At 45.0% G+C, this 22,157-nt stretch carries 14 protein-coding genes; all 14 read right to left on the minus strand.

What is annotated here, in order from left to right; translation table 11 throughout:
• Positions 1-398 precede the first annotated feature (398 nt).
• Entirely contained in the window at positions 399-605 is a 207-nt protein-coding gene (locus BLW16_RS19870; RefSeq protein ID WP_090559634.1) for a hypothetical protein, read from the minus strand.
• A gap of 119 nt (positions 606-724) precedes the next feature.
• A complete protein-coding gene (locus BLW16_RS19875) occupies positions 725-949 on the minus strand; it encodes a hypothetical protein (RefSeq protein WP_090559635.1) in 225 nt (74 codons plus the stop codon).
• Positions 950-1,645: 696 nt separating this feature from the next.
• Positions 1,646-3,307 carry a hypothetical protein gene (locus tag BLW16_RS19880; RefSeq protein ID WP_139298364.1) on the minus strand — a complete coding sequence of 554 codons (1,662 nt, stop codon included), beginning with the start codon at positions 3,305-3,307 and terminating at the stop codon, positions 1,646-1,648.
• Between the two features lie 44 nt (positions 3,308-3,351).
• Positions 3,352-5,205: a glycoside hydrolase family 2 protein gene (locus tag BLW16_RS19885; protein ID WP_245735397.1), complete on the minus strand. Its 1,854-nt coding sequence runs from the start codon at positions 5,203-5,205 to the stop codon at positions 3,352-3,354.
• A gap of 11 nt (positions 5,206-5,216) precedes the next feature.
• Entirely contained in the window at positions 5,217-6,626 is a 1,410-nt protein-coding gene (locus BLW16_RS19890) for a DUF3863 domain-containing protein (RefSeq protein WP_090559638.1), read from the minus strand.
• A gap of 58 nt (positions 6,627-6,684) precedes the next feature.
• Complete coding sequence (locus tag BLW16_RS19895) at positions 6,685-8,370, minus strand: RagB/SusD family nutrient uptake outer membrane protein (RefSeq protein ID WP_090559639.1); 1,686 nt, start codon at positions 8,368-8,370, stop codon at positions 6,685-6,687.
• Between the two features lie 12 nt (positions 8,371-8,382).
• On the minus strand, positions 8,383-11,844 hold the full coding sequence (locus tag BLW16_RS19900) for a SusC/RagA family TonB-linked outer membrane protein (protein ID WP_175470653.1): 3,462 nt from the start codon (positions 11,842-11,844) through the stop codon (positions 8,383-8,385).
• Positions 11,845-12,112: 268 nt separating this feature from the next.
• Positions 12,113-13,294, minus strand: coding sequence for a FecR family protein (locus BLW16_RS19905; RefSeq protein ID WP_090559641.1), 1,182 nt, complete (start codon positions 13,292-13,294; stop codon positions 12,113-12,115).
• A 66-nt stretch (positions 13,295-13,360) separates the two neighbouring features.
• Complete coding sequence (locus BLW16_RS19910) at positions 13,361-13,954, minus strand: RNA polymerase sigma factor (RefSeq protein ID WP_090559642.1); 594 nt, start codon at positions 13,952-13,954, stop codon at positions 13,361-13,363.
• 169 nt (positions 13,955-14,123) lie between these two features.
• The gene (locus tag BLW16_RS19915) at positions 14,124-15,011 is read right to left on the minus strand and encodes a glycerophosphodiester phosphodiesterase (protein ID WP_090559643.1); all 888 of its coding nucleotides are present in this window, start codon (positions 15,009-15,011) and stop codon (positions 14,124-14,126) included.
• 65 nt (positions 15,012-15,076) lie between these two features.
• Positions 15,077-16,537: a RagB/SusD family nutrient uptake outer membrane protein gene (locus BLW16_RS19920; RefSeq protein WP_090559644.1), complete on the minus strand. Its 1,461-nt coding sequence runs from the start codon at positions 16,535-16,537 to the stop codon at positions 15,077-15,079.
• Between the two features lie 27 nt (positions 16,538-16,564).
• Complete coding sequence (locus tag BLW16_RS19925; RefSeq protein ID WP_217631605.1) at positions 16,565-20,089, minus strand: SusC/RagA family TonB-linked outer membrane protein; 3,525 nt, start codon at positions 20,087-20,089, stop codon at positions 16,565-16,567.
• Positions 20,090-20,200: 111 nt separating this feature from the next.
• A complete protein-coding gene (locus BLW16_RS19930) occupies positions 20,201-21,229 on the minus strand; it encodes a FecR family protein (protein ID WP_090559645.1) in 1,029 nt (342 codons plus the stop codon).
• 184 nt (positions 21,230-21,413) lie between these two features.
• Complete coding sequence (locus BLW16_RS19935) at positions 21,414-21,989, minus strand: RNA polymerase sigma factor (RefSeq protein ID WP_090559646.1); 576 nt, start codon at positions 21,987-21,989, stop codon at positions 21,414-21,416.
• Positions 21,990-22,157 lie beyond the last annotated feature (168 nt).

Raw genomic sequence — 22,157 nt, forward strand, 5'->3', positions numbered from 1 at the left:
GATTGAAAGCCTTCGGCGACTTCTTCCTAGGTGGAGGCTGAAGAAGCCTCCACCTAGGAAGAAGTGATGTTGACACAGTTCACTTTACACTCCCATAAAATTATTAATAATATAATTCGTTACTGAACAAAATATACTAAAAGTCTCTGCAATTTTTTTATGATAGCTTTAAGCTTTATATCTCTGTGTCTAATAAATGGCTTAGTATGTTGCAGGCTTCTAAAACAATCAATATTATTAATGTCACTGCGAGTAAAAAGAAGGTTATACGGAAAGCGACGTCTTTGCTCATCACATACAATTGTTAAGATTGTAACTTAATCGATGAATTCGAGAAGTTCTCTAAGTTCTATATCTGGGATATTTTCATGTTCACTCTTATCAAAAACAACTGAACCTCATAGCTCATTGAGTAAATCGTCCGCATTACGCGCTTCCAGCTTACCAGACAGCACCATATTTAATTCATCAACAGCTTCTTTTACATCCTTTAAAACTTTTGCTTTATTAGATGTTGGTCGCTTAGTTTTCACATATGGCAAGTCATTCAGTAATGCCATTAACATCGCTACTTTACTTTCTTTAACATCTAATACAAATTTCATGTTACAAATTTAATTAACTTTTTTCACAATTGTCAACCTCAGTCTGAGACCAATTCTCTTTAAGAGAATCAATATTCCACTGAAAGTTTCCCCTGCTTTTTGAGACCAGACAATTGTCATTATTTATACCCAAATCTTTTCTTTGCCTTTTTGTGACTGAAGAAATTTCCGCTGTCAAGTTGATTTAACCCTTCTGTAACATTATTCTGTTGACTTTTACTTAAGCGATCAAACCAGTCCATTTTCCTGTTATTAATTAGTGACTTGATATCCTTGATAAGATTCACATCATCAGAATTGATGATCTGCTGTAACACATTAAGTTTCTCTGCCTGTATGTTCATAAGAGTAAATTTACTGAAAATAGAAATAAAAAAATGTTCTCTAATTTGTTTTGGTCAAACTGGCATTTAGGATCGCCATTCTAAATTTAAATTATTCGCTTAAATACAATTATATCCGTAAATTAGAATCAACAAGTATATGCGTTTCATGTTGTTTTGTTGGTGCCTCAAACAAGTGCACTACAAACAAAAAAGAGAATATATATAGCCTGGAGTGCATTTAAAATTGGTTTGTTCTGCCCCCCGCTCTCCGCCAATGTATAATTAAAATACACTAAAACGCTTTAAACTTATTTTTAAGGCGTTTTTCGTTTGTAGACCACAGCAAAAATCGCACGATTTATCAAATTCTGAAGTGCCCCAGGCTCTGTATTTACCATTCCAAAGTGATATTCTGCTTTATGCGGTTCCGGAAGAAGTTTCTCTCTGTTCAAATGCTAAAAAAGCTCAGGCTGCCGCAGGCTGCGGCTTGTTTGAATTATTTGACTCCATACTGATTACAGTATGACTATATATCCATTACATCAATTATAACTAGTTAAAAACGACGCAGTAGGCATGTTGTTTTAAAGCACTTAGTTTGATGTTTCTAAAACTGAGTAAAGAATAATATTACTTCGGGTTGAACAGGCAAATGTAATAAGGTTTGCCCGATTGTTCGTTAAAAAATGACAAAACTCATTGGTACAGTTCCATTTACCGAGATTCTTTTCCTTCACTATCTGCTAATTTAAATAAAATACGGTCCCCCTTGGGACGGATCCGGTATAAACTGCCATTGGTTGTTTCTTCCATAGTTCCCTGCGTTGGACTTATCCGGTAGGGATGACCATGGAACTCGTAGCGTGCACTATTATCCATTATTTTTTTGAATGAAGTTTTATCTTTATCGGCTACATAGAGATCCAAAAACCAATCTGAAGCAGGTTGACCCTTTGCTGTAATCGTAATTGCGTTTTCGCCCATCTCAAATTCGAATGAACCCTTTGCCAGCGGCCAGGTGGCGCGGGCCGTAGTCTGGTTCACGTTAGTAAAGACGGGGTCACCGCCCTGTACAGGAACTTCCCTGCCGCCCTCTTTCATCATTAAGCGAAAGCCCTCAGGCTGATTGGCTTTGCCCCACTGAAATCCATCCACTACCGGCAGTGTATAAAAGAAACTCTGATTGGTCGTAGTTACCGCCTTCAGGTATTTATCAGGGATTTGTTCATTGAATAAATGGATATCGGTAATGCGCAGCAAACCTTTTTCCCAGAGCAGGTTTATGCGGTAAAAGCGACTGTTGTACCACATGGTTTTCTTATCACTATTACCAAGATCCTTAGTTACGGTAAAGGTAGTTGCCGGGGTAACTTTAAAATTCTGTTTGAACCATTCTCCCGACTGAGCCAAAGTCTCGACGCGTACCTTCCCTTGCTTTTTCAAATCTGCGATTATCGGCATTTGCCATTCCAGGCCTTTCTTCATCGCATCCCAGGTGAAAGAATTTTCCTGACCCGCCTGTGTATAATTGAAGCCTAGTGCGGGATCGTTGGCAAAGGTTTGAAAAAACCAGTTGATCCATTGCTCATTTCCGCCGGCATGAGCATAGACGGGCTCTAAAGTGGTTACCGTCCGTCCATCTGCATATTGACGGATCGGATCGCTGCCCAGCATGCGGAAAACCGGAACCGGAATTTGTTGCTTCTGCTGCTGTGCCGGCATATAGGCGTTTAATTTACTCGGATAGTAGGCCTGGTTCCAATAGCCTCCCCAGAGGGTAAATCCATCTGTGCCGACTTGATCTTTGCAATTTGCTGAAGCCACGATCTTGTACTTGTCATACATATAATTGAGGGAGTGGGCATCAATTACCCAGGCAGCGATCGATTTAGGATAATAGCCAAATACCGCTTTGAAATCAGCAAAATAAACATCAATGATTTTCTCCCGTTCTGCTGGAGTATAGCCTACTGAAAAACCGATATCGGAGTGCCAGTCCCATGCATACTTGCCGCGCCATTTGATACCCGCCTTTTCGATCAGCGGCTGTGGCAACTCCCACCAGCCGCCGATTTCGAACTCATTCTTAGGTAACGCTTTCAGCAAATCCTGATAACGTTTGTCAATCAGCGCATCATATTGCAGCAGGAATGTTCCTCCCAGATGATATTTCTTCATCAGTTGGATTTGCTTCAGGACAGTCTGATACAGGACATCTTTTGTAACAGCGGAGTCACGGGGCTCAATGTCTCTGATAAAATTGACAATGTTGATAATTTTTGGTCCGTTTTCTTTACTGACAGCTTGCTGCTGAGCTTGCGTTACAGAGAATGTATACTGGCACAGTATGACCAGAAATATGAGGTGTTTCTTCATTTGCCTTAGTTTCATTTCGTCAACAAGATCCGGTGTATGCGACATTACTTATTCAAATCATTCCCCGCCTGAATGACGGCCTGATTCACTTCCCTGATCCGTTTGCTTTCCATTTTTTCAACCTTACGGTCGTAGGTAAGTACACCATTCACTTCATGTTCCACATCGGTAGTCTGGGTGTAGACGGCAACGCTGAGCCCTTTGTATTTCATCAATTGTTCTACGCGCTCCATCAGGAAAACATATCTGTCGGTAAGCGCGGAGCGCGTCGGCTCAAATTCATATGCATTATTCTCAACCGGCCACATATGATCGCGAACGAACAGGCCAACACCGCCAAATTCACCTAATGAGGCTGCGCGTTTATCATCAGGCACCGATGCACCATACGGGCCAACATAAATATGGGTATCAACGAAGTCGCCGTTGCCAGGGTCGCCATAAGGTTTCTGGTATGGAGGATTGTTATTGAAACCAGAGTTGCCGTTTACCAGGCGCGAAGGATCATATTGTTTGAGCCAGGCGGTAATGTTTTTCACATCAAATGCACCCCAGTTTTCGTTAAATGGCACCCAGGTAATGATGGACGGGGAATTATAGTGGTCATCAACTATCGCTTTCAGCTCCTTGCGGAACATACGGCGGGTAGCAGTCGTGTCTTCATTTTGATACCATATCGCTGGCATATCCTGCCAAACCAGTAAGCCCAACTTGTCGGCCCAGTAATAAAAACGCTGTGGCTCGGTCTTCATATGTTTTCTGATCAGATTGAAACCTGCGTTTTTGGTATATTCGATATCAGACTTCAAAGCCTCTTCAGTAGGTGCAGTTAATATCCCATCCGGCCAGTAGCCCTGGTCAAGCAATCCCAGTTGCATGACGAATTTCCCATTGATGAGGGGGCGCATAACGCCATTCAGGCTGGCTAGCTTAATATCGCGCATACCAAAGTAGCTCACTACTTCATCTGCAATACTGCCATTGCTATTCTGTAAGGTAATCTTCAGATCATATAAAAAGGGATGATCCGGCGACCATAGTTCAGGGTTCTCAATCGGCAAATAGAAATAGGTACCCGCAGCAGCTTTAGATTGCGCTATTTCCTTTCTGCCGCTGAGCGCAACAGCGGTCACATTGCCCGCACCGATGGTATTTACCAGCACTTTCAGGCGCTTGCCATTCACATCAGGCAAAAGCTTAATACTTTTAATGTGCGTACTGGAAACCGGCTCCAGCCAAACGGTTTGCCAAATGCCGGAGCTGAAAGTATAATCGCCACGCGAGCTATTCTTTCCGGAAGGTGCCTTGCCATCGTTAGGATCGTATGCAGCAACTACAATCGTATTTCGGCCTTTAATTAAATAGGGTTTAATATTAAAGCTGAATGCGTCGTAACCACCGGAATGACTGCCTATTTTTTTACCATTTACAAAAACGGTAGCATCATGGTCTACGCCGTCAAAGTTCAGCAAGACATCCTTACCTTTCCAGGAGACCGGAACTTCAAATGTGCGGCGGTACCACAAGTTGATCTCCTGCTTCTTCTGCACACCGGAGAGATACGATTCCGGGCAATAAGGCACCAGGATCTTTTGGCTGACGCCTTCAAATGATGCTTCAATCTGCGGATTTAGGGCATTGGGTGCAGACTTGCCTCCTCTATAATCCCATTTACCGTTTAAACAGAGCCATTCGGTACGCTGCATTTGCGGGCGGGGATATTCTTTCAGCGGCACTTCTTCCTTTTTGGCCTGTTCGGTCCATGGTGTTGGAAGCTCAGCTTTCTGGGCTAATGCCGGAAAATTGCACAAAAGCAGAAGCAAGACAAGGGAAATACCATGTATTTTATTGATGAAGTTGGGCATATTTAAAAGTAAATAGTAGTGACTGGTTTGCATAGAAAATAGGTTTACCGGGGTTTAAGTTCAGGACAGTAGCTGTAGATCAATTCTTGCTCACCGGCAGTAAGATCTTTCAGCATCACCGGCTTGTCTTCAGCCCGCAGCCCTTTCTGATTAATACGGTTGATCAGGCTCCAGTCCTTCACTGGCTTATCCGGCCTGGCGCCTGTTGGTTCTTTCGCCGGAAGGTCGTATCGTGTAAAATCAATAACCATTTCAGGTGTCCGGTGATGCCAGTCGCGAAGCAGCGCCAGCCTGAAACCTTTATTCATGAACCAGCGGATCTCAAGGTTATTGTACGAATCTCCAAGTCCGCAGCCCCGTTCAACAAACTTATAGCTGTAATCATCGTTGGATTTATAGTGGCTGCGCCATATTTCACCAAACTCGCCAAAACTTACAAATTGAGCATCGGGCCAGCGTTTCAAGGTGTCAGTTACCCATAACTTCATCGCGCTGCAGATAAAATCCATTCCAAACTCATATACCATCTGGGCTTCCCAGATATTGGGCACCCAGCCAAAACCATTTAGCTCAACACCCTTGTCAAAATGAATCGACTGGGTATGCATCACTTCCCTGTGTCCTAAATCCAGGCCCCATCCTTTATAAGTTTCTATCGGGCCAACTCCCCGCCTGCTGTTAAAACCTGTGATCTCGTGACCCGTTTGGCCGCTTTGCCTTGCACAGATGAAATCCATAGACCATCCATCGAGGTTCACGCAGTCGATCAGATCCTTTTTGTGCTGCCCCGGCTTGCAAAAATGCTCAGTTGAGGGATAATAGGGATAGGATGGGGAACCGTCTGCTCCCCCCCCATCAATATTATGCTGACTCCAGATCACGGCCTGTGCTACATGTATATGTTCCTTCTCTGCGAGATATTTCAAAGACTCTGCCGGCAGGAAACCACCGATGACGGATTGTGGTTTATAACCTTTGCCCACAAATCCTGTGATGATCCTTAAGGCCTCTGATAGTTCGCTGTTAATTCGCGCCGGTGGCAGGTACATCGCTGGAAAGTAACCTGGAAAGACCGTTACTTCATCACCATATGTAGCCTGACAGTAGGCAGCATACTCGCGGATCTGAACATAATTAGACCGGCGATCTTCAAGTGCATTCAGTGTAAACCCCCAGGTCAGGCGACCTTTCGGATTATTGGAACCAAAAGCATCACGAAGGTTTTTTACCCCTTCAAGGGTATGCCATTTTTCCTCATCACGCGGGTGAAGTTTCACGTCCCGCGAAACCTCCCAGGGTGTAGTCCTGATCATAATGCAGAGGGTGATAAACCGTCCGCCCATGAGCTGCGATGGTTCCAGCATACGGATTGGCATTCCTTTCAGCAGCTGCGCGCCTGCCAGAAGTCCTGCGCCTGTTAAACATGTATTTTTTACGAATGATCGTCTGTCCATTATTTAATTAACGTTATTTGTCCAAAGACGTTGTTTACTGAGTTAACAATTTTATGAATTACCAGCCCGGGTTTTGTTTGAGCTTATCCGGATTCAGCGAAATCTGTTTTGTAGGTATTGGCAGCAGATAGTTCTTCGCCACATCGAACGCGCGTTGTGACCCTGGCTGCAGCACTTTATATCCGTTCTCTAACTGCGAGGCCGGAGTATTATAAAAATAACTGTTGTAGCTTTCACCATCAAGGCTGATCACTTGTTTAGACCACTCTGAACCAGTCACCTTTACGCTCAAAACAGATTTCCTGAGTTCTGACTCGGCAGTTTTCCATCTTCGCAGGTCATCCCAGCGGAAACCCTCGAAAGCCAGTTCAACCGTCCTCTCCCTCCGGATTTCTGTCTGCATATTCAATCCGTTAGCTGTCACAAGGGTATTGGTAAGATGTGGCATTTTCACGCGGTCGCGCAGTAGATTGATGGATAGGTCTAGTTCTGCGTCTGAAATCGATCCGTTACGTTCGTATGTTGCCTCTGCAAAGATAGCCAGAACCTCCGCATAGCGGATGATATTCCAATCAAACGCACCGCCACCATCACCAGGTGTGGCCATTTGAGATATAAATTTATAGAGCATATATCCTGAATTCACATTCCGGTTATTGTCAATCCCCGGCCACTGCGGACGATATTTATCATATTGGGGGCGAACGATCTTTGTTGCCGGCACGATGAGCGACTGTGCCATCCGCGGATCGCGGAAGCGGAACTCTGTACGGGTGGAATCGTAACCTTTAAAGGCTGGAGACTTCTCTATCGGCAATCCGTCTCTGCAGAGATACAGATCTGCAGCAGCTTTTGTAGGATTAAGGTTACCCCAGGATACTCCATAGGCCCAACCATTAACATTGATATTGGTGCGGTATTTCTTGGAAATAATCGTCTCCGGGTTTTCCATGCTGTAGGTGTCGATAAACATCATCCGGTAACTGGAATCACCTCTCAGCTGGTTGAGTGCGTAAGCATTGCTATTGATCACGTTTTTTGATTCTGTGATAGCCTGATCCAGTAAAGCATTTCCGTCTCCTGTAGCATGGAACTTCCGCCAGGTACCCTCAAAGAGACAGATACGTGCCTTCAGCGCTTGTGCTGCCTCCTTACAGATCCGGCCTTTCTCTACGCTGGCCTTCACAGGCAAATTAGCGATCGCATTATTGAGGTCGCCCAGTATAAAATCCAAAACTGCTTCACGTGAGGCGCGTTCGCTAAACACCAGCGGGTCATCTGGCTGCAAAACCTTATCTATGATCGGAACCCCGCCGTAAAGATCCAGAAGGCGAAAGTAGTTGTAGGCACGAAAGAAATATCCTTCGCCAAGAAAAGCCTTCACTTCATTTTTAATCGAAGAAGCAGTTCCCTCTGCAACCAGTTTATTGGCATTACGGATTGCCGCATAGCTATCATCCCAGTTCGGATCCTGCTCCGGCGGCACATACCTGCCGGAACTGATGGTATTCACTTCCGTGCCGAAAGCGATATCGGAATTGTTATCATTCATGTAGGATCCACTATAATGCGGATCATCCAGGGAATAGTTATAGAACCAGTTTGCCGCCAGCCGGTAATCATTAGCAGATTTCCAGTAGGTGAAATCGGAAATATCTGATTGTGGCTCCAGGTCCAGAGCCTTTTTACAGGCCGAAGTGGCGATGATCAAAAGGATGATGCTTGATATTTTAAGTAATTTCATTGCTTCAGGATTTTAAAATTTGACATTTACGCCCATCGAAAATGTACGGTACATGGGATAGTTGTTTTCATAAAAATCTACATTTCCAGCGTCATCGCTGATCGTTGGCACACGGGTTTCTTCCGGATCGTAATTTCCATTCCGTGTTCCGCTGGCAAACTCGAACAGGTCCTGACCGCTCAGATAAAGCCTGATACTGCGTAATTTGAGTCGCGCTAACTGAATGTTGCTGAATGTATAACCCACGGTAATGTTCTTCATCCGCAGATAACGGGTATTCTCCAGCCAGGCTGAAGAGAATTGGTAATTGTTATTCTTCACCGTTTCATTGTTAGAAAGACGGGGATACTGGGCTGATGGATTTTCGGCAGTAAAAGTTTTGCCATAGAAATAATCCAGTGGCTGGAACCAGAAATGTGCCAGCGGCACACCGAAATTACCATTACCTCTCCAAACATACTTATTGCCGGTACCCTGCAGGATAAAATTCATATCAAATCCTTTATAAGCAAAGCCACCGGTTAAGCTATACGTAATCTTCGGGATCTGAGAACCTAAATTAACAGCATCTCCGCTAAGCCCCTTGGATTTATCACCATAAACAGTGATTTGTCCGTCACCATCAATATCCTCGTACATCACATCACCTATTCCTAAACCGCCATAGCCATTGGGTTGTGCGGAAGGTACAACGCCTTTGCCGCCAAATTTGGCAGCATAAGCATCCAGTTCGGCCTGGTTCCTGATCAGCTTGCCTTTAAACCCAAAATAAGAATTCAGCGGATAGCCCTGCCTGGCTTGCGTGAGCCCGAGGTTATAGTTATCATTCCCCTGCAGGTCCGAAACCACATTGGAATTATAGTTTAAGATCGCGCCGACATTATAGCTGACCTGGCCAATCTTATCATTCCATTGCCCGTTGAATTCCCAGCCTTTGCCTTTAAGTGTTCCTGCGTTTGATGTTGGCGCTGCCGCCCCCAGTGTGGTTGGATAGGTGATACTCACCAACATGTTATTATTGGTCTTTCGGTAAAGGTCAAATGACACAGACAGTTTAGAAGCAAATAATGAAAGGTCTACACCCAGATTTTTTGTTTCAATGGTTTCCCAGGTACGCAGTGGAGAAGACAGCCCCTTAAGCGCTGCCAGTCTGGCTGCCGAGGTACCGTCTACAGGATACTGACCGAACACATCGATCAACTGTACATAATCAAACAGGCCCAATTGTGAAATATCCTGGTTACCGGTTCTGCCCCAGGAGGCGCGCAGCTTGAAAAGATTAATCTTGTTATCGCTGAAGAGCTGTTTAAAAAACGGCTCTTCCGAAATCTTCCATGCCGCAGAAAGACTGGGATAGATTGCGCTCCATCGCTTCTCGGGAGCGAACTTTGAACTGCCGTCTTTACGCAGCGTACCATCTAAATAGTATTTACCTGCAAAGGAATAGCTGGCGCGGCCAAAATAGGACTGCAGTGCCCAGGGATCCCGGTTCCAGTCCCTTGCGTCGCCCGCCCGCAGGTTTGTGTTATCAGAGAGCGGCAGTGTGAAGATGTCATTGCTAAAGAAGTCCTGCCCCTGGATATACTTTGAATCCTGCTTAAACTTCTCTTGTGATGCACCTGCCATGACTTTGATGTCGTGCCGGCCAATGGTTTTCGAGTAGTTTACATAGGTGCTGTAGTTTTTATAAATCGTACTGGAATTTCTGAACGTTGCCCTGTTCGGGTTATTGCGTATCAGCAGGTTTGGCGTGTCATCCCAGTTATATTCTGTATTGGTCTGAAAATTCGCATCGTTGTCTATGCGTTCCAGGTTGATACCCACCTGACCTGTCCATATTAAACCTTTAAGCGGCTCGTAATCCAGCTTGACATTGTTGCTCCAGCGGTTATTGGTCATGGTCTCATTTCCACCTTTTATGAGCTCCTGTACAGGGTTCTCATACCCCTGATAACCGTAATAGTTGCCTCCGGGAGTCTTTTCAGGTAAATAAGAAAAGATTTTTAGTCCATTGCTGATGGCATCGTGCAACTGTGAAGGCGTTTGGGTATTGAGATAGTCGTAGGCCGTTGTGAGTTCCAGTCTCAGCTCATTGGTAATCTTACTTTGCAGCGCAATACGGAGATTGTCCCTTACGGAAAGATTCTTTCCTTCAGAGATGTTTCCATTATCGCGCATATCCCCGAAAGAAACCAGGTAAGAGGAATTTTCGCCGCCGCCGGATACACTGAGGTTGTGCGTTGGACGGTACGCGGTCTTAAACAGTCTGCCATACCAGTCATGGTTCTGATAGAACATAGGGAATGACTCGACACTCCTGTTTTCGCCCGGACCAACACCAGGGTCGTTGTTTGCGATCTTCTCCAGGGTGGCATCAGAAAATGTCTGCTTCTCCCCGTCATTTTTATTTGCTTCATTAAACATCCTTACAAAATGGTCGGTAGTAGCTGCCTTTTTTCTTAGGCCAACTTTCTTCACCGCCAGGTTGAAACCATAGGTCACAATCGGTGCTCCCGACTGCTTTCCCCTTTTGGTGGTTACGAGGATCACGCCGTCGGCAGCCCGTGCACCGTAGATGGCAGCAGTAGCGTCCTTCAGCACCGTAACGTCCTGAATGTCTTCCGGATTAATGAGGTTCAGATCTCCAGGAATATTATCAATGAGTACCAGCGGAGCATTTCCGTTGATGGACGAAGCCCCCCGGATGGTCAGGCCAAATCCCTGCTGACCGGGCTGTCCGCCTGTGCGGCTGATGCTGACGCCCGGAATCAGGCCCTGCAGTCCATCAAGCGCACCGGTTACCGGCCGGTTTTGTATCTTGCTTCCGTTGAGATGCGCTACCGATCCGGTAAGGTCAGCCTCCTTTTTTACGGTTCCATATCCGATCACCACCACTTCGTTCAGGCTACTGGAGCTTGAATTCAGCGTAACATTAATCTGAGTACGGTTAGTGATGGCTATTTCCTGGGTCTCATAACCCAGTGAAGAAAACATCAGCGTTCCCCTTGTGCCGGCAATACTGATCCGGTACTCCCCTTTTGCGTTAGTCGATACCGCCGTTCCGCTTTCTTTGTGTTTAACGGTCACGCCGGGCAGCGGTTCATTTTTTTCATCGGCTACCCTGCCGTGTATCTCCACAGGGTCCTGCGCTCCGGCTTTCAGCGAAGGATCCGCAGTTCCGCGCCTGTCGGAAACAATAATGGTCTTGTTTTCGATCTTATAGTCAAAGGGCTGAGACCTGAAGACTTCATCCAGCACTTTCGGCAATTCCTCATCTGAGACATTCAAAGTAAGGAGTTTGCTTTGCTCTGCCTGGTCGTCAGTGATCACAAAGTTATAGCCGGTTTGCTTACGGATCTCCCGCAGCACACTGATGATGTTTTGATTAGTTTTATAAATAGTTACCCGCTGCGCCAGTGTGTTAGCGCTTAACTGCACTAGGGAGGCAATCAGGATAATGATCGTCAGTCTCATAATCCGCAATATTTTTGGCAATAGCCTTCTGGCTATACCTTTTCGATTGGTATAAATTCTATACATTTGTTTTGTTTGGTGAAGCAACATGCCATTACTTTCCAGGCGAAGGCAGTTGCGGTGAAACAGTTGAATAAAGTAAATTGAGCCAAACGGCATGCAGGGTTCGATCTGATCGGGCCCTGCTTTTTCGCTCAGACCGAGCTAGGGTAATAATTTGTCCATATGAATAGGTTTAAATGGTTATTTATACTTGGTTATAGAAATTCTACTGTTTAATGACGCGCACTTTACGGCCGTCGATCTGGAAATGGATTTTGCCGGTAGACTCCAGTATCTTCAGGACCTCAGAGATATTTTCAAATCTTGATACTGCACCGTTGAAGCGGATATCCGGAACATCTTTCCCGTAAACCACCTCAACATCGTACCATCGGGCCAATGTTTTCATCAGGATGCTGATGGGTTCGCTCTCGAACATGAACTGATCATTCTTCCATGCTACAGCAATTTCCTGATCGGCCGGATCAACTTTCAACCTGCCCTTAGCCACAGTGCTCACCTGCTGCCCGGGAACGAGAGTTACTTCCGCCTGTTTGCCACGGGCATGAATACTGCCCTCGAGCAAAGTTGTCTTGCTTCCGCCATTGTCATGATAAGCGTTTACGTTGAAGTGAGTGCCCAATACCCTGATCTGCTGGTCATCTGTTTGCACCACAAAAGGATGATGAGGATCTTTGGCTACTTCGAAATAGGCCTCTCCCGTTAAATCGATTTTGCGTTGCTGCAAACCTTCGAAATTTGCCGGGTACCGGAGCTGTGAGGCCGCATTGAGCCAGACTTTTGTACCATCGGGCAAAATCACCCGGTAATGCCCCCCGTTCGGAGTGCGCAAAGTGTTTAACGCTGCAGGTCCCTGTTCAGTAACTGCCTGACCATCAACATAGGATATCTCTCCGTTTACTGCCTGCAGAATATCGTTTCCCCCATCACTTCCGATACGTCCGGATTTCATGCCACTGAGGTTAATTTCTCTGCCGTCAGATAAGGTCAGGTAGGCCCTGTTGCCTCCGGGCTTAACGTCTTTGTGCACCTGATGCAGCGCAAGAACTGGCTTTGGACTAACCTTCTGGTACCAGAAATAACCGCCGGACGCAACCAGCAGTATCAGCCCGGCTGCTGCGGAGATATTCGCCCAGAGGCTCCTGACCGGTCTGGATGGTTTTGTATGTTCTTTAAGGTTCCTGAAAATCCGGTCGTACCGGTATTGATTGCTGCTCCGGAATGGAATGGTAGCGGATGGGTCATCTAGTTGCTGACGTACCATTTCCTGTAACACCTGGTAGTCGGCCGCATCAAAAAGCTCTGATAACCTGCTGATTTCAGCAGGATTGCATTCATTGCGCAAAAATCGCTTGTAAAGTTCGTCCAGGTTTTCTTTTGCGGCCAATTTTGTAAGGTTTTCATCATAGTACGAACAAAAACGGGATCAGGTCTGCCCGGATAAATTTATTTTTTACTTCGTTACTGCCGCGATGGTCAGGGATGCGGCTATAAGTATCAGTGTCAGCTCATTATCCATGAAATAAGCCTTAAGACTTTTAGTGCCTTTCACCACATGGTCGCGTATCGTTGATGGAGATATCCCTAACAGACTGCTCACTTCCTGATAGGACCGGCCTTCTATCTTCACCAATGCCATCACCTTTTTACGCTGCGCCGGCAGAGAATCCAGCGCCTGCCAGATCAGTTGCCGGTCGGTATCGGCAGCCATCGGGTCATATAGTTCAGTAACTGAGTTAACCAGATGTTCGCGCAGTGCCCGGTCGTGCAGCAGCCTGCGGTAAAGGTCTGTGATCAGATTCTGCGCAATACGGTGCACAAAGGCACCAAAAGATTTTTCAGGATCGATGGAGGCCCTGCGCTCCCATATTTTTAAAAAAACGTCCTGCGTAAGTTCTTCAGCGATCTGTGCGGATTTGGTGAGGTAATGTGTCTTACGAAAGACCGGATCCACATAATTCCTGTATAACCTTTCAAAGGCTGCTTCGTCCCCGCTTTGCAAGCGCCTCAGCAGATCTTTTTCGTTAATCAGGCGGTTCGTTGTCATTAGAAATTATTTGGTTGATACTAAATTAGAAATAATTTCTGAGCCTATAGGGATCTGGAAAAATAAATATTCAGCTATTACGTTTCGCACTAGTGTATAATCAAAGTAAACAAAAGGCTTTAAATATATGTTTAAAGCCTTTTGTTTACAGACCATAACGTCCCGGAGATTAGCGTTCTTCAGCCAGGGCTTTTAACAAAGCTTTTGGATAATTGGTGGTTAATGCATACACATCGTTTCTCTTAACATACCAGGCCTTATCCTGTTCTGTATCAACATGGTATACACTAACAGCTATTCCGGCATCAGTATAATCCCGGATGGAATAAGCACCTTTCAATTGACCATCGTGATAAAAAACTTTGGTATCCTGGAAATTGGCCCATTTATATCCGTTGTTCTTAAAATCTTCCGGAGAAAGTCCTGTATCCATTAGCCCACATGGCCAGTCGCCTTTTGCAGCTTTGAGCGTACGGTCGTAAATATCCTTTCCGGCAACAATAAACTCAACAAAGTGGTTGGCCTTCTTCTGCCGCACGATCTCGGAAGCGCGTTCCGAGCAGCGGGATGTTAATTCATCAGCTTCGCTGCGTTGTATACTGGAAATTGATTTTACATCAAGCCACAATTTTGTACTTCCGCCCTGAAGCAACCTGTCAAGATAAACTTCCAGTGTCGGGATCGTTTCCTCGTTAGGGAGTTTAGCGACTGAAGCTATTTTTTCATAAGTTGCCTCCCAGGGATGTAAGCCATTGATTTTATCATTACCATCTGCATGTGCAACAATAACCTTATTATCCTTAGTGATATAGATATCACATTCTGAGGCATAACATTTAAGCCCCATAGCATAATTCAATGCCTCCAGCGAGTTGTCCGGCACACCTGTCTCCATGGATCCTCCCCGGTGAGCAACAACATGATTATTCACCTTTTTTGGTCTCGGCAGTGAATCTATCACCAGATTTCCGGCAAACGAAACGGTGCTGCTGTCTTTTTGGATTGCACTTGCGGTTATAGCCGGCAAGGTCAATAGGATTATATATACTATTTTCATTAGCTATTGATTGTAAAAAGCATCCACCGCCCTTACAGCAGTAATGGATGCTTCAGATGAAATGATTATTGCCAGCCTTCGGTCTGCTTCAGGTTGTTGTTCCGGTTTAATGCCGATTGGGTGATTGGCCATAAAAGAATATTCTTCTTTGATATCTGGCTTGCAAGACTCGCATTATACTCCCAGATCTTATTGGTCCGCACAAGCATCCACCAGCTGCTGCCTTCAGCAGCCAGCTCTTTCAGGTTTTCATTGACAATTGCATTTAAAATACCGGCGTCACTGGTCGTTATATAATAGTTTTGCTTTCCGTAAGCCCTGTTGGTAATTATCCCTAAAGAGGCAAGTGCAGCAGCATAGTTCTTCCTGTAGTATTTAATTTCCGCATCAAAAAGGAAGGCCTGCGCATACCTGTAAATTATGATGTCTGAATCAAATACCCGCGTGCCTGAAACCATCTGACCGGCATACTTATTTGGCCAGCCGATTTCATTACCATTTGTGCCATATGCACCATGCCCATAGGTGCTGATGATCCGCTTGTCGCTCGCATCACTGCGTATCAGGCTCACATATCTGGAATTATAAGACCACCACTGGTTTTCGGATATAGGCACTGCCGTGTTGATAAATTCAGGTTTTAAGTAACCGCGGTTCCAGAAGTGTTCTATTGCAAAGCCGCCTGTTGATTCGCCATTTTCCTGAAACAAAGAAAAAATAACCTCTTTTCCCGACTGGTTCGCAGCGCTGAAGATATTGGCATAATCTGTCTCCAGACGGTCAGCGGATAAAGCCATCGACTGTATTGCAGTTTCAGCCATAGTCAAATAGCTATCTCCGGCCTTGGGGACAGCGTACATCCATAAACCGAAATCGGCCTTTAACATGGCCAATGCCGCCGGATTAGCCGTTGTCCTGGTGGTAAAGCTGGGTTTCATTGACAATTCGGCCGACCTGATATCGGCTTCTACCTGTTTGTATAAGTCATTCTGGGGCGACTTTGCGAGGTACAGGTCATCACCTGCATCTTCAAATCCTTTGGTTGCAAGCGGGGCATCCCCCCATATCCTGGCTATCCAGAAATAGCAAAATGCGCGGGTGTAATACGCATTGGCTAAGGCAAAATCTTTACCTTCCTGACTCATCGTAACCTGGTTTGTATATTTTATGATTAAATTGGCCTGATTAATCGTTGTATACAGACTGGACCAGTTCGCATATGCGTTGGTGGAATTCATAGTTCCGGACAATACGGCCGACATATCGCTGCTGTGCAGGACATTGTTAGTTCCCGGCCCCCATAATCCGTTACGGTACTCCCCCCAGTATAACAAATTGTTTTTGAAGCTGCTGCGCAGGTAATCGTACATGCCGAAAACGGCAGATCTGATATCCCCTTCATCCTGCCACATGTTGGCAGAGGATATTCTGCTGTCCTGAATAATATTTAAATCGTCTTTACAACCTGGTAAAATAATACTACCCAAGAAGAATACGAGCAGGCAAATTGTATTTTTAAGTTTCATTTAGCTTGATAATTAAGTCAATTCTGATTAAAATGATGCTTTAACACCCAGGAGGATTTTCCTTGCGGGCGGATAAGGATTATAATTGGAGTCATAGGTATCTGCGTAGGTATATAAGCCCCCGGAGGTAACCGCCTCTGGTGATACACCTTTGACAGCAGTGAAATAATAAAGGGTATTTCCTCTTACTGAAAGCGCTAAACCCTTTACGCCGAGCTTTGAAATGCATGCCTTTGGCAGGTCATAAGTAAATACCACGTCCCTTATACACAGGTAATCTCCCTTCTGGGCAAAAATGTTGGAGGTACGGGAGAAATTACTGTTACCCCAATCCGGGTCGTTTACAGTAAATTTCGCATATTTTGTATCATCGCCAGGTTGTTTCCAGGTTTCCTGAACATCGTATACCAGGTTATAATTCGCATTTCCAAAGGTTGCCATAAAATAGCGCGCCTGAAGCGCATTATAAATGGTATGACCCAAAGCAAAATCAAGAGTAATGCCCAGTGAATAGTTTTTGTATTTAAAAGTATTGGTTAACCCACCTGTTGAATGCGGGCTTACGTTACCCAGCAGAAACTGGTCCTCTGCGTTGATAATTTCATTGCCATTGACCCCTTTAGTAGAACCGGGACGGTTTACCCACTCATAATCGCCAATGTCTTTCCGGCCGGCCAGTGCAGGATTGGAGGCAGAATTTTTTCCATCAGCCACGCGAAAGCCTCTTGACAGTGCATCGTATAATGCCGCATCCGCCTGAGCCTGGTTTTGAATGATATGATCAACTTTATACCCAAATATTCCACCCAGCCGTTCCCCTTCAGCAATACCGCCATATTGGGTGCCATTGCCCATAATGATCCCATTTATACGGTTTTGTGCGATCCCATTATTATTTAGTTTCAATACCTTATTCATATTATAACTATAAGTGAAACTGCTGGACCACTCGAAGTGCTGCTTTTTGATATTCGTTGAATTCAATTCAAAATCAAACCCGTAAAATTTTACTTTTCCGACGTTGGCAATACCAGAATTATAACCGGTAATATCAGGTAATGAAATATTAAAGAGCAGGTCCCTGGTTACCTTGTTGTAGAAGTCAGCACTTAACTGTAACTTATTATTGAACAGGCCCATATCCACACCTGCATCAAATTGAGCGGTAGTTTCCCATTTTAAGCCAAGGTTCGGCATGGTGCCCAGTTGAATAGTGGAATTTCCATTATACTTAACGCCGTTGATGTAGCTGCCGTAAGTATCAAAAAGACCGATACCATTATTTCCTGTCAATCCGTAACTCGTCCGCAGCTTCAGGAAATTGACTGTATTTTTGTGCCCCCAAAAGTTCTCGTCAGACACGATCCATGCTGCTGAACCTGCCGGGAAGTATCCCCATCTGTTTTCTTTTGAGAATTTCGATGATGCATCTGCACGCATGGTTAATGAAAACAGGTATCTGTTTAGATAACTGTAGTTTGCCCTTCCAAAATATGAGATGATCGCCTCTTCTGTACGGGCACTGTTCGGATAACCGGCTATTGCCTGGGTTCCTGAATTGAGTGTCGGAACTTTATCAGATGTTGCGCCGGTCACCCCTGCATTTAAAGTATTGATCTTATCATTATAATATTCATAACCACCAAGAAGGTCGATTTGATGAGCATTGCTGATGGTCTTCTTATAATTCATATATCCCTGGAAATTGATCCTGTTCAATTCCGAAAAACCCTCATAAGTTTCCCGCAATGTGCTGATCGCATTACCTTTGGTAAATGAATTGCTGCGGGTATTCCGGTTGTGGTTAGTAAACTGCGCCACAGCGTTTAATCCATCCAGAATAGTGTAGTTCAATTTAAAAGTAGCAGTGCTGCGCTTCTGGATATTACCGCGGTCATAATATTGTTTATAAAATGCAGCAGGAAGGGTCGTATTATTAGGTCCCAGTGCCGGTGTACCATTTGCCAGGTAATCTCTATGGGTAAAGGGAATAGATAAACCCCTGGTCACGCTGGCCCTTTTATTTTCAGGCAGGTCCTGAAGGTCCGTCTGCGCGTAATCAAATATTGTGGTTGCTGTCAGTTTTTTGCTGAGGTCGAAAGAGGTATTGCCGTGAAAGGTCAGTGCCGAAAAGCCTGTGTTTACACCGATACCGGAATCTTTATTGTATCCGGCCGATGCGGCATACCTTACTTTATCCTGCCCACCATTTACGCCTATATAGTGCGACTGCCAGGCCGCATTTCCAAACCATTGCTTTTGCTGGTCGTTGTTTTGAAAAACCAATGTTTTGGAGGGCTCTACAGGATCAGCGATGGACTCCCAGCCGGAGGGGACAGCCTCTCCCGGATTCAGATATCTGGTAGTCCAGATCGAAGTTTCTGTATTACCGGTTCCCGCAGATTCGGCACCGCTAAGTACACCTGGGAACAGACTCGTGGCCAGCGCAGGCCGTAAGATTCTCAGGTAATCTGCTGCGCTCACGAGATTGAATTTGGTTTCCGGTTGCTGTATTCCTGCCTCCGACTGAAAAATAATCTGAGGATCCTGCCGTCCGCCTTTTTTAGTGGTGATCAGTATCACCCCGTTTGATGCCCTTGCGCCGTATATACCTGCCGAGGCCGCATCTTTCAATACTTCTATCGATTCAATATCATTTGGGTTCAATCCCGTGATGTCACGCTGCACACCATCCACCATGATGATAGGCTCATTTGACTGATTGATTGAAGATCCGCCCCGAATAAGAAATTGGGGGTTGGCGCCTGGCTGCGCATCGGTAGTTGCCACCCTCACTCCTGCCAGCTTGCCTTTTAAGTTATCGCCGATAGAGTTCACCGGAGCACCTTCCATTTTTTTGCCGTCATAACTGCTGATCGCGGTGGACAGTGAGCGCCTGGATTGGCTTCCATAACCAACAATTACGACCTGATCTAACAACTTTTCGGAGGTTTGAAGAACAAAATCAACAGTTGCGCCCGTTCCGTTCTCCACTTTTACTGTCTTTCTTTGTGTTTCAAACGAAATAAAGGCGGCTTCAATGGTATAGCTGCCTGAGGGTAAAGCGATCGTGTAAAAACCTTCAGCATTGGTCGTGTAGGTACGGTTAGTCTCCATTACTTTCAGGCTTGCACCCGGAAATGTTTTACCGGCCGAATCAACTACCCTCCCGGATATTCCCTGCTGCTGCGTGGGTGGCCTTTTTAGGATTAAAATAGTTTTTCCGCTCAGCGAGTAGGTAATATCTGTTCCGCTCAGCAGATAATTAAGAATTGCAGAGATTTGTTCGTTGTCAAATTTCTTTGCTTTGATATTCTTCGTATCTAACTGCAATAGCTTATCATCATATGCCATATCAACATTGCGGACCTGCTGCAGCTGACTGAAGGCCTTGCGGAGATTTGTATTGTCAAAAGTTATCGAAATTCTGCGTGCCAGTACCTGGTCTTCTGTTGAATTGGCCAGTAACATCTGTGGAAAAGATAGTACCAGGGTAACAATTAAAATATAAGCTTTAATATAATTTTGGTAAAGAAGTGTTCTTTTCTTCATATTTTTGAATTCTTGTTCATCAAGGGTTATTAAATAACCACCACGACAGGGTCTCAAGCTGGTCGTGACAGTTGACAATTAGACAGGTACCACTATGGTGCCTGTTTTAGTTTAGTAGATTTCGATTACATTTCCCTTCCTCCTGTATTTATTTTGGTGAATTCCGCATATCACATCCAGTGTTGCTTCCAGTGAACGTTCTTTTTTAATGGTCAGGTTAAAACTGTAGCCCTTGATTTTATTTTGGCTGCTGATCAGTTTGACCCCATATAGGTTTTTCAATTGTAGCGCTACATCGCTGAAGCTGGCTTGCGTGAGCAGAACGGAACCGCTGATCCATAAGTTGGCATAAAAACCATCTGTCGTCAAGATCTCAGCTTTACCTGTCCGCCTGTCATAGGTAATGGCCTGGTTCTTTTTCAATACTGCCAGTACAGATTTTTTATTGTCGCTCACTTCTACTTTACCATGATTAACCCGTACGTCTGAAGACTTCGACTCACGGTAAGAACTGACGTTAAAAGCTGTTCCCAGCACCCGGACCCGGAGCGCTTGAGTTATTACGATAAAAGGATGTTTTTTATCTTTTACCACCTCGAAATAGGCCTCTCCTTCCTCAAGCTGTATAATCCGGTTTGTGCTTGCATAAGTCCCGGGGATCTGAACCCTGGAGTTGGCGTTTAAATGTAAAGTACTGCCATCCTTCAGCCTTATTTTTTTAATCTGTCCTGTTCCTGTCTGAACAATCTGATTTTCCGCAGACAAGACAGTTTTATGATTCAGGGGTGTGTTATCACGAAGGGTCAATGTGATGATCCAGACAGATCCCAGCACCAGTAAACATGCTGCAACGGCAATCACTCTGGAATTGAGAAGTTGCCGGATTTTTGGCACTGGCTGAGCTGCCACAGGTTCCCGCGACACAACCACCGGTGCGATGCCCCATTGATCCTTTGCAAACCCGGGAAGTTTTTTAAAAGCTTCCAGCATCCGGTATTTGTCGGCATCGCTCAAATCCTCAGCTTTCTGCCCCTGTCCAATGCGCTGGAACCAGGCCTCCAGCAATCTGTTTTCTTCAGCTGTGCTGGTGCCTGAAGTATATTTGTAGAGGAGCTGCTCTAATTCTTGTTGTGTTGGCATATCAATGTGATCAACAGACACCTGATATCAGGGTCTCTATTGATAAAGTAACCGGAAATGAAATTTCGGCTATACGGAAAATGCGAATTAATGATTTATTAATATTGCAATTAATTCCTTAACCTGGAACGGCAGGAAAACCGCATTTAGAAGAGCAATATGGTTACAACAGGGACTGATTAGCTTACCAAAGAAAACTGGATTTCCTCAGGGCAGCTTTGAACCGCCTGCGCACTTCCTTCAATTGGTTGTGCACAGTATTCGGAGAGATGGACAGGCCTTCGGCGATCTCAGCAATGCTGAGCTGTTTTTCATACCGCAGTTCGTAGACACGGCGCATCTTTTCAGGAAGACTTTCGTGTTCCTGTTTCAGCAAAGCTTCCATTTCGATAATTTCAGCAGCTTTGAATGCATCAGGCAATGCTGTAAGCTGGGCGATATCTTCAGGAAGACTTTCCCAGGCATCGATGAAGTTTGCAGGAATTTTGCTGGAGCGAAAATAATTGAATACTTTATTCACTGCCATGCCGTAGACATATGGATACAAACTACCGATGGGATTGCTGGTCATCCGCTTTTCCCAAAGAGACAAAAAAACTTCCTGGGTTAAATCTTCTGCCTGATCACGGTCGCGAATTCTTTTGTGGATTTCAGTAAAAACAGGATTTAGATAGCGCAGGTATAGTTTTGCGAATGCAGAACTGTCATGCTGTTTGATAAGTATCCATAGTTCCTCGTCTGTTTGAACTTTTGCCTGCATAAATCTTTCACCGAATTAGAGGTGACTTGCGTATTTGGCAAAGGTATGTATTACATGTTACGTAATTATTAACAGTATATGTAGTAAATCCCTGGTTTTTGCACTTTCAGGATTCCCCCCATGCCCATCCTTGTATAATCGAGCAGTATGTCTCATTTGGGTGCAGCG

This window comes from Pedobacter hartonius (assembly GCF_900107535.1).
GTDB classification, from domain to species: Bacteria; Bacteroidota; Bacteroidia; order Sphingobacteriales; family Sphingobacteriaceae; genus Pedobacter; species Pedobacter hartonius.

Excerpts from the sequence above, each read along its gene's own strand:
- BLW16_RS19870 (WP_090559634.1), bottom strand. The coding sequence starts at position 605 with ATGAAATTTGTATTAGATGTTAAAGAAAGTAAAGTAGCGATGTTAATG.
- BLW16_RS19875 (WP_090559635.1), bottom strand. The coding sequence starts at position 949 with ATGAACATACAGGCAGAGAAACTTAATGTGTTACAGCAGATCATCAAT.
- BLW16_RS19880 (WP_139298364.1), bottom strand. The coding sequence starts at position 3,307 with ATGAAGAAACACCTCATATTTCTGGTCATACTGTGCCAGTATACATTC.
- BLW16_RS19885 (WP_245735397.1), bottom strand. The coding sequence starts at position 5,205 with ATGCAAACCAGTCACTACTATTTACTTTTAAATATGCCCAACTTCATC.
- BLW16_RS19890 (WP_090559638.1), bottom strand. The coding sequence starts at position 6,626 with ATGGACAGACGATCATTCGTAAAAAATACATGTTTAACAGGCGCAGGA.
- BLW16_RS19895 (WP_090559639.1), bottom strand. The coding sequence starts at position 8,370 with ATGAAATTACTTAAAATATCAAGCATCATCCTTTTGATCATCGCCACT.
- BLW16_RS19900 (WP_175470653.1), bottom strand. The coding sequence starts at position 11,844 with ATGAGACTGACGATCATTATCCTGATTGCCTCCCTAGTGCAGTTAAGC.
- BLW16_RS19910 (WP_090559642.1), bottom strand. The coding sequence starts at position 13,954 with ATGACAACGAACCGCCTGATTAACGAAAAAGATCTGCTGAGGCGCTTG.
- BLW16_RS19915 (WP_090559643.1), bottom strand. The coding sequence starts at position 15,011 with ATGAAAATAGTATATATAATCCTATTGACCTTGCCGGCTATAACCGCA.
- BLW16_RS19920 (WP_090559644.1), bottom strand. The coding sequence starts at position 16,537 with ATGAAACTTAAAAATACAATTTGCCTGCTCGTATTCTTCTTGGGTAGT.
- BLW16_RS19925 (WP_217631605.1), bottom strand. The coding sequence starts at position 20,089 with ATGAAGAAAAGAACACTTCTTTACCAAAATTATATTAAAGCTTATATT.
- BLW16_RS19930 (WP_090559645.1), bottom strand. The coding sequence starts at position 21,229 with ATGCCAACACAACAAGAATTAGAGCAGCTCCTCTACAAATATACTTCA.
- BLW16_RS19935 (WP_090559646.1), bottom strand. The coding sequence starts at position 21,989 with ATGCAGGCAAAAGTTCAAACAGACGAGGAACTATGGATACTTATCAAA.